Annotated in this window: 11 protein-coding genes and 1 tRNA gene; 5 read left to right on the top strand and 7 right to left on the bottom strand. The window is 62.5% G+C overall.

Annotated features, from left to right (window positions below; genetic code table 11):
* The first annotated feature begins 71 nt into the window (after positions 1-71).
* Positions 72-147, top strand: a tRNA-Thr gene (locus BLU35_RS00315).
* 121 nt (positions 148-268) lie between these two features.
* Here the strand turns inward: BLU35_RS00315 and BLU35_RS00310 are convergent.
* Positions 269-940 (bottom strand): VOC family protein, encoded by a 672-nt coding sequence (locus BLU35_RS00310; protein WP_093232294.1) that lies wholly within the window; start codon positions 938-940, stop codon positions 269-271.
* 211 nt (positions 941-1151) lie between these two features.
* On the opposite strand from BLU35_RS00310, the gene BLU35_RS00305 reads away from it, so the two are divergent.
* Together BLU35_RS00305 and BLU35_RS00300 are read left to right on the top strand one after the other, a co-directional pair.
* Positions 1152-2105 carry an enoyl-CoA hydratase/isomerase family protein gene (locus BLU35_RS00305; protein ID WP_093231842.1) on the top strand — a complete coding sequence of 318 codons (954 nt, stop codon included), beginning with the start codon at positions 1152-1154 and terminating at the stop codon, positions 2103-2105.
* A 57-nt stretch (positions 2106-2162) separates the two neighbouring features.
* A complete protein-coding gene (locus BLU35_RS00300; protein WP_057248091.1) occupies positions 2163-2837 on the top strand; it encodes a type 1 glutamine amidotransferase domain-containing protein in 675 nt (224 codons plus the stop codon).
* An 83-nt stretch (positions 2838-2920) separates the two neighbouring features.
* Here the strand turns inward: BLU35_RS00300 and BLU35_RS00295 are convergent, their stop codons facing one another.
* Positions 2921-3271, bottom strand: a complete 351-nt coding sequence (locus tag BLU35_RS00295; protein WP_058323613.1) for an EF-hand domain-containing protein — start codon at positions 3269-3271, stop codon at positions 2921-2923.
* A 17-nt stretch (positions 3272-3288) separates the two neighbouring features.
* Complete coding sequence (locus BLU35_RS00290) at positions 3289-3540, bottom strand: YMGG-like glycine zipper-containing protein (RefSeq protein ID WP_057248089.1); 252 nt, start codon at positions 3538-3540, stop codon at positions 3289-3291.
* A gap of 535 nt (positions 3541-4075) precedes the next feature.
* Here BLU35_RS00290 and ampC point away from each other — a divergent pair.
* On the top strand, positions 4076-5239 hold the full coding sequence (gene ampC, locus BLU35_RS00285) for a class C beta-lactamase (protein ID WP_210185113.1): 1164 nt from the start codon (positions 4076-4078) through the stop codon (positions 5237-5239).
* Positions 5240-5432: 193 nt separating this feature from the next.
* Positions 5433-6710: an alpha/beta hydrolase gene (locus tag BLU35_RS00280; RefSeq protein WP_093232292.1), complete on the top strand. Its 1278-nt coding sequence runs from the start codon at positions 5433-5435 to the stop codon at positions 6708-6710.
* A gap of 38 nt (positions 6711-6748) precedes the next feature.
* Here the strand turns inward: BLU35_RS00280 and BLU35_RS00275 are convergent, their stop codons facing one another.
* From BLU35_RS00275 to kdpB, 4 genes are read right to left on the bottom strand one after another with little or no spacing between them, the layout of a single operon-like run.
* Entirely contained in the window at positions 6749-7441 is a 693-nt protein-coding gene (locus BLU35_RS00275; protein ID WP_057248087.1) for a response regulator, read from the bottom strand.
* A complete protein-coding gene (locus BLU35_RS00270; RefSeq protein WP_093231840.1) occupies positions 7438-10134 on the bottom strand; it encodes a DUF4118 domain-containing protein in 2697 nt (898 codons plus the stop codon). Before BLU35_RS00270 ends, BLU35_RS00275 begins: the two co-directional genes overlap by 4 nt.
* A 20-nt stretch (positions 10135-10154) precedes the next feature.
* The gene (kdpC, locus tag BLU35_RS00265) at positions 10155-10724 is read right to left on the bottom strand and encodes a potassium-transporting ATPase subunit KdpC (protein ID WP_093231839.1); all 570 of its coding nucleotides are present in this window, start codon (positions 10722-10724) and stop codon (positions 10155-10157) included.
* A 2-nt stretch (positions 10725-10726) separates the two neighbouring features.
* Positions 10727-12844: a potassium-transporting ATPase subunit KdpB gene (gene kdpB, locus BLU35_RS00260; RefSeq protein ID WP_093231838.1), complete on the bottom strand. Its 2118-nt coding sequence runs from the start codon at positions 12842-12844 to the stop codon at positions 10727-10729.
* Positions 12845-12850 lie beyond the last annotated feature (6 nt).

Here is a 12850-nt window from a genome sequence, read left to right as displayed (position 1 = left end):
TGAAATCTTGGCGCTTTGCGTTTATCAGCGCCTCACATTCGTTCCGCGGTCTTCCGCGGAACCGCCTCCGGGCCGCTTTAGCTCAGTCGGTAGAGCACATCATTCGTAATGATGGGGTCACGTGTTCGAGTCACGTAAGCGGCACCATTCTTCTCCGGAAATCAAATCGAACTCCATTCAGCAGACTGGTGCGGTGGTTCCCGAGTCCGCGTTTCGGCGCTTTCGATTGCGGCAAGGCGACCGTTGCAGGTCGCGACGCAGAACGGCGTTATGCCGCGTGGATCTTCCAACCATTAGCCAGGTCCGACATAGCTCCAGGCGCATCCACGCCGCCCAACCAAATTTCCAAACCTTTGGCGCTCGGCAGTTGGCGCTTTTCCGGGAACCATGGCCGGCTCGGGGCGACAGCGATAAGCAACCCCTCATCACTACCGATCGCAGCAAAGCCGGGAGAGGCCGGTCCGAGCGTTGCGACCCCGAACGTCCGGGCGGCCTCGGCAACGACACTCCCGACGTCTTCGGTCGGAAGTCCGACCTCGCTGAGGCCGGATAAATCAGCGCCGCTGAACGGCCGCTTTCCAGCCGGGCCGATTAGCCTGCGGCGGCCGATCAATTCCAGCACCGAGCTATCGGGACCATCGAAGTAGATAGATTTTGACTGCCAATGCCCCTCAAGAATGAAGCACTCTCCGCTATCCGGTTCCCGTTGGAGAGGCGTACGTTCCTTCAGCCATTCTATTGCGGCATCAAACCGATCATAGGGCACATTGAAAGCCAGGTGCACGCTGTGTGGTGCATCTCCAATGGCGGAGGTCAGCCGGATTTCGCTCCATCCCACTTGGATGGAATTCCCGGCTGTCGGCAGTTCCAGCACATCGCGAAAGAAGGCTGCACTCTTCGAGACATCCGATGCAGGGAGTGTCAGTCTATTTATGCGCATGAAATCCGCTCCCGACGACGCGATTGGCTTTATCGGGCGATTTGTTACGACCTCAACCTGAGTTGAGGTCAAGCGGCATCGCATTCAACCGATTTTCGGCACAGTGACCGCCGATGCGCATGCATTCACCCGAATGACGGAATGCGTGAAGATGGCTCCATCGAAACCGAGTGCAGCAATCCGAACCGGCGCTCACAGAGAAGACAGGGCGATGAAAGGCATCAGAAAACTGGCCGTTCTTCTGGCGGCATCGGCGGCAATCTTTTCGACCATCCAGTCACCCGCGCAGTCCGCGGAATCGTCCGGCAAGGCCGCACAGGCTCAGTCCGCCGAGGCCGCCCAATCGGAGAAAATTCGGCTGACACGCAACAGCGCGGCCTATTGGACCGTGACCTTCAACAACCCACCGCTCAACATCGTGGGTCCGACCGAGGTCCGCCAACTCGTCAAGATCCTCGACCGGATCGAGGCCGATCCGAACGTCAAGGTCGTCGTCTTCGACAGCTCGGTACCGGGCTACTTCGTGGCGCACTACGATCTTCTGAAGCCGCTCGAAGATTCGACCGGCATGCCCTCCGGGCCGACTGGCATGCATCCCGTGCCCGATTTCATGACACGCCTCAGCCGTATGAAGGCCGTGACGATCGTTTCCATTCGCGGGCGGGCAAGCGGCATCGGCAGCGAACTGGCGCTTGCGGCCGACATGCGTTTCGCCAGCCGCGAGAAAGCGGTACTATCGCAGTTCGAAGTCGGTGCCGGTTTCGTCCCGGGCGGCGGGCCGATGGCCTACCTGCCTCGCCTCGTTGGCCGCGGCCGAGCGATCGAAATTCTGATCGGCGCGGATGATTTCAACGGTGAACTGGCCGAACGCTACGCCTACGTGAACAGAGCACTACCGGACGTGGAACTGGATGCCTTTGTCGATGGCCTGGCGAACCGCATCGCCTCGTTCGATCAATATGCCATTGTCGAGACCAAGAAGCTGATTGACAGAGCCAGCCTGCCACCGCAGGCGGAAATGCAACCCGGGTGGGATGCGTTCATCACTTCGGTCCAGCGCCCAGCGGCGCAATCCCGCGTCAAGGCGTTGGTCGAGCAGGGACTGCAGCAACCCGGCGACGTTGAAAGGAACCTCGGCCACTACACCGCGAAGTACCGCGAGTAGCCGGTGCCATGCCAATCGGCGGCTCAACGGGAGCCGCCGCGTCAAAGGGAGCGAAAGATGAAGATACTGATGGTTCTGACCTCACATGACCAGCTTGGCAATACCGGCAAACCGACCGGTTTCTGGCTCGAGGAATTCGCTGCGCCCTATTACGTTTTCCGGGATGCAGGCGTCGACATTACCCTGGCCTCGCCCAAGGGTGGGCAGCCGCCGATCGACCCGAAAAGCGACGATCCGGGCAACCAGACCGAAGCGATGGCCCGCTTCAAGGACGATCCCGCCGCGCAACGGGTCCTCGCCAACACCCACCGGCTTGCCGACGTCAAGGCCGACGATTTCGACGCGGTGTTCTATCCGGGCGGTCACGGACCAATGTGGGACCTCGCCAACGACGTGAACTCGATCGCGCTGATCGAGAGCTTCTACAATGCCGGCAAGCCGGTCGCTGCCGTCTGCCATGGGCCGGGGGTGCTCCGCAAGGTAACCTATCAGGGTGAGCCTATCGTCAAGGGAAAGCGCGTCACCGGCTTCACCAACTCGGAGGAGGAAGCCGTGCAACTGACGGATGTCGTCCCCTTCCTCGTCGAAGACGAATTGAAGCGTCTCGGCGGTCGCTTCGAAAAGGCGGCCGATTGGGCGGATTTCACGGTCGTCGATGGCCGTCTCGTCACCGGACAGAATCCGGCGTCCTCGACCTCTGGCGCCAAGGAATTGCTGAAGCTTCTGCGGTGAATGCGAGGTGGCGGCCGGCATTTCAGCCGGCCGCTACATTCACAACGGGACATCAAACCCAGACCAACCTGCCGTTTCAGCCGTCACTTCAGGTTGCCGTCGCCACTGCGATCCGCAGTCTTGAAGTCGGCCATCACCCTGTCCAGAAACTCCTTCTGGGTGACCTTGCCGTCGCTGTTGGCGTCGGTGGCTGCAAACTGCTGAGCGTTCAGCGCCTGCTTCGTCTCGTCGGGGCTGAGACTTCCGTCCTTGTTCTTGTCCAGGTTGGCAAAGGCGGCCGTCATGAAGCTCTCGTATTCGGAACGTTCGACCGCGCCGTCCTTGTTGCTGTCGAGCGCACTCATCTGGCCCTGGTTCATCGTTGCAGCCTGCTGCGCGACAGCGAGACCAGCCGGGTAGAACACAAGGACGCTCAAAAGAACGAGCTTTCTCATCCCTCAACCTTCCGCGATCAATAGTAGCGGCACGTCAGCGCATTGCCGGCTGCAGCGCCAAGTGTAGCACCACCGCCAACCGCCCAGAGCTGACCAGTACCAGAGCCAATCGTCGAGCCGATCAGGCCGCCGACGATTGCGCCACCCACCGTTCCGGCAATGCAGCCGAATTCGTTGCCCGTCGGGCCGCTCTTCGACACGTAGGCAGATTGGCACCCGGACAAGGCTAGGGCGCCGGCAAGAATGATAGTTACGGTCTGTTTGCTCATTTTATCCTCCAATATGGCCGTCTGTTTGGAATAGAGATCGGGCGGAGGCGCCATTGAGTGGCGTCGGATGTAAATAAGCTTCCGAGTATGCTCCCAGGATAAGGGAGGCTCTTCTGTTTTTTCTGAAGCAGCTCACCAATAAAACACAAAGTCCGGAGACAAGGGCCCCAAACTTGACGGGCAAATACTACCCTTTGCCGCCGGCAATGACAATGTTCCGCGTAGTATTAGCTTTCCCGCCGCAATAACCCACAGCCTTGGCCAGGGACGTGCGCCGACGGACGAAAAACCCCCTCGCCCTAGATTTATTTGGGTCTCCCGCGAGATATCATCGTTTGTGGCCTGGCGGCGAGCGGGCTAGGTCTGGCTTGCCCGGCACGGGCCTCTTGCTTTCACCTCGCGTATCCACCGCACGGACGAAACGCACATTCAGCGGGACCGACCCGATTATCCGCTGCTGTTTCGGGCAGATGCCCGATCCGGCCAAACCATGGGCATCCCCGCCTTGCAAGAAAGAGCAGACCGAATGGATAGAATGACGACAATCAAATTAGGGCTTACTACTGCAATCCTCTTTTCACTCACCGCGACCGTCTTTGCCGCCGACGGCGAGCAGGCCCGAATTGCCGCAGCCGTGGACAAGGCAATCCGACCGATCATGGGCGAATACAAGGTGCCGGGCATGGCGATCGCGGTCACCGTTGACGGCCAGCACTACTTCGTCAACTACGGCGTCGCCTCCAAGGAAACGAAGGCGCCCGTCACCGAAAACACACTGTTCGAGCTGGGCTCGATCAGCAAGACCTTTGCCGGCACGCTCGCATCCTATGCGCAGGTGCTCGGCAAGCTGTCCTTCGACGACCACCCCGGCAAATACATACCAGATCTCAGCGGCAGCGCGATCGACAAGGCGACCCTGCTCAATCTCGCCACCTATACCGCCGGCGGCCTGCCGTTGCAGTTCCCCGACGAGGTCAAGAGCAACGCTGACATGCTGACTTACTTCAGCAACTGGAAACCGGGCGCCGAACCAGGCAAGGAGCGTCGCTACTCCAACCCGAGCATCGGCCTCTTCGGCCATGCCGCGGGCCTGGCGATGGGCAGCAATTTCGCCACGGCGCTCGAGACCGAGTTGTTTCCGAAGCTCGGCCTCAAGCACAGCTATGTCACCGTGCCCAGAAGCGCGATGGGCAGCTACGCCTGGGGCTACGGCAAGGCAGACAAGCCGATCCGGGTCAACCCGGGCATGTTCGACGCCGAGGCCTACGGCGTGAAATCCTCCGCAGCAGACATGATCCGCTTCGTCGAAGCCAATATCCAGCCGGAGCAGTTCGACGGCCCCGTTCGCAAGGCCCTAGAGGGAACGCATATCGGCTACTTCGATACCGGCAAGATGATCCAGAGCCTCGGCTGGGAGCAGTATCCCTACCCGGTTTCGCTGGAGCGGCTGCTCGACGGCAACTCCGGGACGATGGCCATGGAAGCCAATCCGGCTACGGCATTGAACCCTCCGAAGCGGCCCGATGGCGCGACGCTTTACAACAAGACCGGATCCACCAGCGGCTTCGGCGGCTATGTCGCCTTCGTTCCGGAAAAGAAGATCGGTGTCGTTATGTTGGCGAACCGGAACTTCCCGAATCCGGAGCGCATCAAGGCAGTGCATGCAATTCTGAAGACGCTGGCAACTGCGGCGGAATAGGCGGCCAAGCGTCCATCAAAGGCACCCTCCCCGTGTTGCGGCAGCCCGCAGCACGGGAGAACCTGCGCTCATCAACAACCCAACGGCGAAACCGCAATCCCAGCCGCTTGCATATTAGCGCCGAGTGTTGTCATCTTCGTTTCGCGAAAGCGCGATCAGATGCGGCCAAGTTCAGGCGTATATGGGGATGCCGATGTTCGAGCGGGTGGGGTTTCAGGGTTCGCTGCAGCACGGATGTGCAAGAGGAGGACGCACAACCTTCGTCCTGGCGGCTTTGGCATTGCTTGCCGGATGCGGTGGTCATGCCAAGGGCGTGATGGCACCTGTCGCGGTCACCGCTCCCACCCCCGGTACATCGACCGTAGACATGCTTGTCGCAACCACGCGCCAACCGTCCGGCGATCCGGCGACGCTGTTTTCCGGCGAGCGAGACGCCAATACCTTCCTCACCGACGTCGCGGTCTCGATCCCGCCGGACACGGTGCGGAAATCTGGCACCGTGCAATGGCCGCGCAAGCTGCCCCCGGATCCCGCCAAGGAATTCGCCGTCACGCGTGTGCGTGAGCTCCAGACACTCGATGAAGCCAAGTCCTGGTTTCTACAACACGACGTCGGCGGCCACGCCTTCGTCTTCGTCCACGGCTTCAACAACCGCTACGAGGATTCCGTCTACCGCCTTGCCCAGATCGTCCACGACTCGGAGGTCCAGGCAACGCCAGTCCTGTTTACCTGGCCGTCCCGTGCCAATGTGTTCGACTACAATTACGACAAGGAAAGCACGAACTATTCGCGCACGGCACTCGAAGACATTCTGAAAAAGCTCTCGGACGCGCCGAAGGTGAAGGACATCACCATCCTCGCCCATTCGATGGGGACCTGGCTGACGATGGAATCGCTCCGGCAGATGGCCATCCGCGACGGCAACGTGCCGTCGAAGATCGAGAACGTCATTCTCGCCTCGCCGGATATCGATCTCGACGTCTTTGCCAAGCAATTCGTCGAGATGGGCAAGAAGCGGCCGAAGTTCACGATCTTCGTTTCGCAGGACGATCGTGCGCTGGCACTTTCGAGTTTCATTTCCGGTGACGTATCTCGCCTTGGCGCGATCGACCCATCGGCGGAGCCCTACCGCACCCAGCTGGAAAAGGCCGGCATCACCGCCATCGACCTGACCAAGGTCAAGACGGAGGACGGCCTGCATCACGGCAAGTTCGCAGAAAGCCCGCAGATCGTTCAGCTCATCGGCACGCGGCTTGCCACGGGGCAGACGCTCACCGACTCCGACATCTCGGTCGGAACCGGCATTGCCGCGGTTGTTGCCGGCACGGCGAGAAATGTCGGCAATGTCGCTGCAGTCACCGTCTCGGCGCCGGTATCGATCCTCGAAAATCCGCAGCCGACGAAGAAGAAGAGGGTGGTCGTCGGAGATACGCTGTCAAGCGACACGCCGCAGCCCGTGAAGATCAAGTGACGGATCAGCGGCTGCCGCTCTTTGACGGCAGCCCGCCATCAACCGTCGTCGCCGACGAAGCGGTAGCCGACGCCCGGCTCCGTGCGGATGATCTTCGGGTCGGCCGGGTCACGCTCGATCTTGCCGCGCAACTGACCGATGAAGACCCTGAGATAGTGCAGGTCCTCGCCATGCGCGACGCCCCAGACTGAGGTCAGCAGCGTCTTGTGGGTGACGACACGGCCGGCATGGTGCGCCAGCATGACCAAGAGGTCATACTCCTTCGGCGTCAGCCGCACCGGCTCGCCATCCTTCGTCACCACGCGCTTGATCGTGTCGATCGATACGCCATCGGCAGAAAGCTGCGTCTGGCCGCCCTCCATCTGAATGCGGTGACGCAGTGCCGTGCGGATGCGGGCGGTCAGCTCGCCGATGCCGAAGGGTTTTTCAATGTAATCGTCGGCGCCAAGGTCGAGCGCGGCGATCTTTTCGCTTTCGCGGTCGCGGGCTGACAGGATGATGATCGGCACCTGGGACCAGCCACGCAGGTTTGCGATGACCTCCTTGCCGTCCATATCGGGCAGGCCAAGATCGAGGATGACGAGGTCCGGCGCCGTCGTTGCGGCCGCCTTCAATGCCTCGGCACCGGTCATGGCCTCCAGCACGTCATAGCCGGCAGCGCTCAATGCGGGCTTCAGGAAACGCTGGATCTGCGGTTCGTCGTCGACAACGAGGATACGCTCCACGCTCATGCACGGTCCTTTTCGGAGATTTCGGCCTTGGCGGCAGGAAAGCGCATGGAAATGCGCGTGCCGCGGCGGCGAAGCGCCGGGCTTTCCGCCTTGATCTGCCCGCCCATGGCCTCGACGAAGCCCTTGGCGATCGACAGCCCAAGGCCCGTCCCTGGCGTACGGCCATCCGCCTTGCCGCGGCGGAAGAATTTCTCGAAGACCTGCTCGAGATCCTTCGGCGCAATGCCCCTGCCGAGGTCGGTCACCGACAGCACGATCTCGTTGCCGTCCGAGCGGGCATAGATGCTGATCGGCTCGTCGCCGCCATATTTGTTGGCGTTGTCGAGCAGGTTGAAGAGCACCTGCCCGAGCAGCACGCTGTCACCGCGCATCAAGGGCAGATCCGGCGCGATGCTGGTTTCGATCTCGCGCTCGGGGAAGTATTTGCGGGCACGATCGACCGAGGCGCGCACAGCATCAGCGACATCGACCCAATCGCGCTTGGCATTAACTGTGCCCGCCTCGATGCGGGTCATGTCGAGCAGGTTCGCAACGAAGCGCGTCAGGCGCGCTCCCTCCTCCTCGATCGACTTCAACAAATCGTCGCGGCTCTCCGGTGGCATGCGGTCGCCGAGTTGCCGTAGGCTTGTGACGGCGCCGGTGATGGTGGCAAGCGGCGTCCGGAGGTCATGGGAGATCGACGACAGGAGGGCCGCACGAAAGCGTTCGCCTTCAAGTTTCGCTGCGTGATCGAGGCTTTCGCGCGACAGACGCGCCCGGTCGACAGCGATCGCGGTCTGGTCGAGGATTGCCGCCAGCGCGCGCTCCTCGTTGATTTCAAGCGGCTTGTCCGCCTGAACGAAGCCGCAGACGCCGACGACGCCGTGTGGGCTCGTCAGCGGACGGAAGTGAAACGGGCTGTTCGGTAGCGTTCCCGTGCCATTTCCGGCCGGCTCCTTCTTGTCCATTGCCCAGCGCGCCGCCATCACGTCGGTGACGTCGAGCTCGGTGTCCGGTGGCCAGGCGGCCTTCAACTGCAGGTCTCCCTCCTCCGGCAAAAGCAGCGCCGAACTGCGCCTGAGTGTGGTCTGCATCTGCGTCACCGCCGCCCAAAGCACGTCGTCGGCCTTGGCGGTGCCGGAAAGCTTGCGGGAGAAATCGTAGAGCGCCTGGGTCGCTGCGGCGCGCCGGCGGGCGGTCTTCGCCTGTTCGCGCACCCGCGATGCGAGGCTGCCGGCAAGGGCAGCGGCGACCAGGAAGATGAAGAGCGCGAAAACCTCGTGCGGCTCGGCAATGGTGAACGTGCCGACCGGCTCGATGAAGAAGAAGTTATAGGCCAGAACCGAAAACAAAGCCGCCGCGATCGCCGAGATGTGGCCGGCATAGGTCGCCGAGGCCAAGACGGCGAGCAGATAGAGAAGCGAGATGTTGGGCAGGATGATGAAGCGCTCGATCAGCAGGCCGATCGCCGTGGCCACGCCCACCGAGCCGGCGGCAATGCCAACGGCGCGCCCGGTGCCGGGCGGCAGCGTCTTTTTCGCGGTGGACCGCCGCTTGGCAGGCACCGTCTCGCGATCGGTGACAAGGTGGATGCCGACCCCGGACACGCGCTCGGCCAGGGCGTCGGGAAGAGATTGACGCAGAAAGCGCATCGGAAAGGACTGGCGGCGCGCACCGATGACGATCTGCGTCGCATGTTCGCGACGCGCAAGCTTCAAGATCTCCTCGACGAAGTCGTTGCCGATGATGCGGCGCGTCTCGGCGCCAAGCTGTTCGGCAAGACGAAAGGTCTCGTCGAGCCGGCGCACATCCTCACCATCGCCGCTCTCACGGTCGGCGCGCTCAATGAAGACGACAATCCAGGGAGCGTTCAATCCCTCTGCCAGCCGGCTTGCGGTGCGGACCACCTTCTCGGAAAGCGCATCGGACCCGATGCAGACGAGCAGGCGCTCGCCGCTCGCCCAAACGCCTTCGATCGCATTCTGCTTGAGGTAGTCGACCATCTGGTCGTCGACCCGGTCGGCCGTGCGCCTGAGCGCCAGTTCGCGCAGTGCCGTCAAGTTGCCGAGGCGAAAGAAGCGATCGACAGCACGCTTGGCGCTGTCGGGCAGGTATACCTTGCCCTCCTTCAGCCGCTCGATCAGTTCGGCCGGCGGGAGATCGACGAGCAGCACCTCGTCGGCCCGCTTCAGTACCGTATCCGGCACCCGCTCGCGCACAGGCACGCCAGCGATCTGCGCAACGACATCGGAAAGACTTTCCAGGTGCTGGATGTTGAGCGCTGTCCAGACATCGATGCCGGCGGCGATCAGTTCCTCGATGTCCTGATAGCGCTTCGGATGCCGGCTTTCAGCCGGGTTGCTGTGAGCGAGCTCGTCAACGACGATGATCTTGGGACGTCGGGCAAGGGCCGCATCCAGGTCGAACTCGGACAGCACACGGCCGCGATGGTTCACATCGCGGCGCGGCAAGATTTCTAGTCCCTCGACCAGCGCGGCGGTCTCGCTGCGCCCATGGGTTTCGACAAGCCCGATGACGATATCGACGCCGTCTTCCTTCAGACGACGGGCCCGGCTCAGCATCGCATAGGTCTTGCCGACGCCTGGGGCTGCGCCGAGGAAAACGGTCAGTTTTCCTCGGCGGTCCTGTGCGGCAAGCGCCAATAGCGCGTCTGGGTCCGGGCGGCTTTTGGCGTCACGTTCACTATCGGGCATTCATTGTCTCGGGCGTAATCTCAGGTTCGAGGCGCATCAAGGGCCAGATTCAGTTCTAGCACATTGACGCGCGGCTCGCCTACGATGCCGAGCAGACGGCCTTCAGTCGCCTTGTCGACCAGCGCGGTGACATCGGCTTCGGTGAGACCGCGCGCCTTGGCAATGCGGGCCACCTGCGCCTGGGCAAAAGCCGGCGTGATATGCGGATCGAGGCCGGAGCCTGACGTCGTCACCGCATCAGCAGGAATTTCGCCGGCAAGGCCGGCGGTCTTCAGTCGCTCGACGTCGGCGGCGACGCGATCCTTCAGCTTGACCGAGGTCGTGCCAAGGTTGGAGCCACTCGAGGCGCCGGCATTGTAGGCTTCCGGTCCGGTCGCCGATGGGCGCGGCCAGAAATACTTGTCGGAAGTGAAGTTCTGACCGATCAGCTCGGAACCGATCAGGGCACCGTCCTTCTCGATGAGGCTGCCGTTTGCCTGTGCCGGCATCAGCACCTGCGACATGCCGGTGATGGCGAAGGGATAGGCAAGGCCGGTGATGAGCGTCAGGAGCAATGTCATCACGATGGCAGGGCGAAGTTGGTTCAGCATGGTTACACCAGATTGAGTGCGTTGACGGCGAGATCGACGAGCTTGATACCTGCGAAGGGCAACAGGATGCCGCCGAGACCGTAGACGAGGAGGTTGCGACGCAAGAGCGCTGCGGCACCGACTGGCCGATACTTGACACCCTTCAGCGCTAGCGGGATCAGCGCGACGATGATCAACGCGTTGAAGATGACCGCCGAGAGTATCGCCGATTGCGGCGAGCCGAGGTTCATGACGTTGAGTGCGGCGAGCGCCGGATAGGTGGTGATGAACAGCGCCGGGATGATGGCGAAGTACTTCGCCACGTCGTTGGCGATCGAAAAGGTCGTCAGCGAACCGCGGGTCATCAGCAGCTGCTTGCCGATCTCGACGATCTCGATGAGCTTGGTCGGGCTGGAATCGAGGTCCACCATGTTGGCGGCCTCGCGAGCGGCCTGCGTGCCGGTCTGCATGGCAACGCCGACATCAGCCTGGGCAAGCGCCGGCGCGTCGTTGGTGCCGTCACCGCACATCGCGATGAGGCGGCCGCCGTGCTGTTCCTTGCGGATATAGGCAAGCTTGTCCTCTGGCGTTGCTTCGGCGAGGAAGTCGTCGACGCCTGCTTCGGAAGCGATCGCCGCGGCGGTCACCGGGTTGTCGCCGGTCACCATGACGGTGCGGATGCCCATGGCACGAAGGGCGGCAAAGCGCTCCTTGATGCCCGGCTTGACGACGTCCTTCAAGTGGATGACGCCGAGCAGGCGCGGACCGTCGGCAACGGCAAGCGGCGTACCGCCGGTGCGCGCCACCTGATCGACGGCGCGGCGGAACTCGGCCGGCACATTCTCGTCGCGGATGCCGGTGAACTTCAGGATCGAGTCAGCCGCACCCTTGCGCAGCCGGCGGCCGCCGAAATCGACGCCCGAAAGCCTCGTCTCCGCAGCAAAGGGGATGACCGCATCGATGCGGGTGGCGCCAACCGGGCTTGCGCCACCGCCGACGGCAAGCGCGACGACTTCACCCTTTCCGGACGCGGGAAGCGAAACAGCAGGCGTCTCGCGGCCGAATTCACCCGTCGCAAGCGCTGCAATCGAACGCCCTTCCGGCGTTTCGTCGGCAAGGCTCGCAAGCAGCGCTGCATCGGCAAGCTCCGCCTCGGTGACGCCTGGCACCGGCATGAAGTCCGCGGCCATGCGGTTGCCGAAGGTGATCGTACCCGTCTTGTCGAGCAGCAGCGTATCGACGTCGCCGGCAGCCTCGACCGCGCGGCCGGAGGTGGCAATGACGTTGAAGCGGACCAGGCGGTCCATGCCGGCGATACCGATTGCCGAGAGCAGGCCGCCGATGGTGGTCGGGATCAGCGTCACGAGCAAGGCTGCAAGCACGGTGACCGAGAGTACCGTGCCGGAATAGCCGGCAAGGCCCCAGAGTGTGACGACGGCAACGAGGAAGATCAGCGTCAGGCCCGAGAGCAGGATCGACAGCGCGATCTCGTTCGGGGTCTTCTGGCGTTGCGCGCCCTCGATCAGCGCGATCATGCGGTCGACGAAGGTATTGCCGGGCGCAACGCCGATGCGGACCTTGATCCAGTCGGAAAGCACCTGCGTGCCGCCAGTGACGGCCGAACGGTCGCCGCCGGATTCACGAATGACAGGAGCCGATTCACCGGTAATCGCGCTTTCGTTGACGGAAGCGACACCCTCGACGACGTCACCGTCACCGGGGATCAGTTCCCCGGCTTCGACCAGAACGACGTCGCCGACCTTCAGCGAGGTCGCCGGGATCGTCTGTGTTTCCCGGCCTTCTGCCGATACGAGCTTGCGGGCCGTCAGTTCGGACTTGGTGCGCCGCAGGCTATCGGCCTGCGCCTTGCCGCGGCCTTCGGCGACGGCTTCGGCGAAGGTGGCGAAAAGCACCGTGAACCACAGCCAGGCGGCGATCTGCCCGGAGAAGAGCGGGCTGCCGGTGCCGGTGGCGAGGTCGCGGATAAAGAACACCGTGACCACCGCCGCAACCACTTCGGTGACGAAGATCACCGGGTTGCGCACGAGTTGGCGCGGGTCGAGCTTGACAAAGGCCGCCTTGATAGCCGGCAGGAGGATGGCCGGATCCAGAAGACTTGGAGCAACTGGTTTGGAAGACATGTGTCG

Source organism: Sinorhizobium sp. NFACC03 (assembly GCF_900103435.1).
Taxonomy (GTDB): Bacteria; Pseudomonadota; Alphaproteobacteria; order Rhizobiales; family Rhizobiaceae; genus Ensifer.
Note: the sequence above shows the minus strand (reverse complement) of the source record. Positions and strands in the feature narration are given on the sequence as shown.

What these genes read in the sequence shown, in the direction of transcription:
- BLU35_RS00310 (WP_093232294.1), bottom strand. Translation starts at nt 940, where the DNA reads ATGCGCATAAATAGACTGACACTCCCTGCATCGGATGTCTCGAAGAGT.
- BLU35_RS00305 (WP_093231842.1), top strand. Translation starts at nt 1,152, where the DNA reads ATGAAAGGCATCAGAAAACTGGCCGTTCTTCTGGCGGCATCGGCGGCA.
- BLU35_RS00300 (WP_057248091.1), top strand. Translation starts at nt 2,163, where the DNA reads ATGAAGATACTGATGGTTCTGACCTCACATGACCAGCTTGGCAATACC.
- BLU35_RS00295 (WP_058323613.1), bottom strand. Translation starts at nt 3,271, where the DNA reads ATGAGAAAGCTCGTTCTTTTGAGCGTCCTTGTGTTCTACCCGGCTGGT.
- BLU35_RS00290 (WP_057248089.1), bottom strand. Translation starts at nt 3,540, where the DNA reads ATGAGCAAACAGACCGTAACTATCATTCTTGCCGGCGCCCTAGCCTTG.
- ampC (WP_210185113.1), top strand. Translation starts at nt 4,076, where the DNA reads ATGACGACAATCAAATTAGGGCTTACTACTGCAATCCTCTTTTCACTC.
- BLU35_RS00280 (WP_093232292.1), top strand. Translation starts at nt 5,433, where the DNA reads ATGTTCGAGCGGGTGGGGTTTCAGGGTTCGCTGCAGCACGGATGTGCA.
- BLU35_RS00275 (WP_057248087.1), bottom strand. Translation starts at nt 7,441, where the DNA reads ATGAGCGTGGAGCGTATCCTCGTTGTCGACGACGAACCGCAGATCCAG.
- BLU35_RS00270 (WP_093231840.1), bottom strand. Translation starts at nt 10,134, where the DNA reads ATGCCCGATAGTGAACGTGACGCCAAAAGCCGCCCGGACCCAGACGCG.
- kdpC (WP_093231839.1), bottom strand. Translation starts at nt 10,724, where the DNA reads ATGCTGAACCAACTTCGCCCTGCCATCGTGATGACATTGCTCCTGACG.
- kdpB (WP_093231838.1), bottom strand. Translation starts at nt 12,844, where the DNA reads ATGTCTTCCAAACCAGTTGCTCCAAGTCTTCTGGATCCGGCCATCCTC.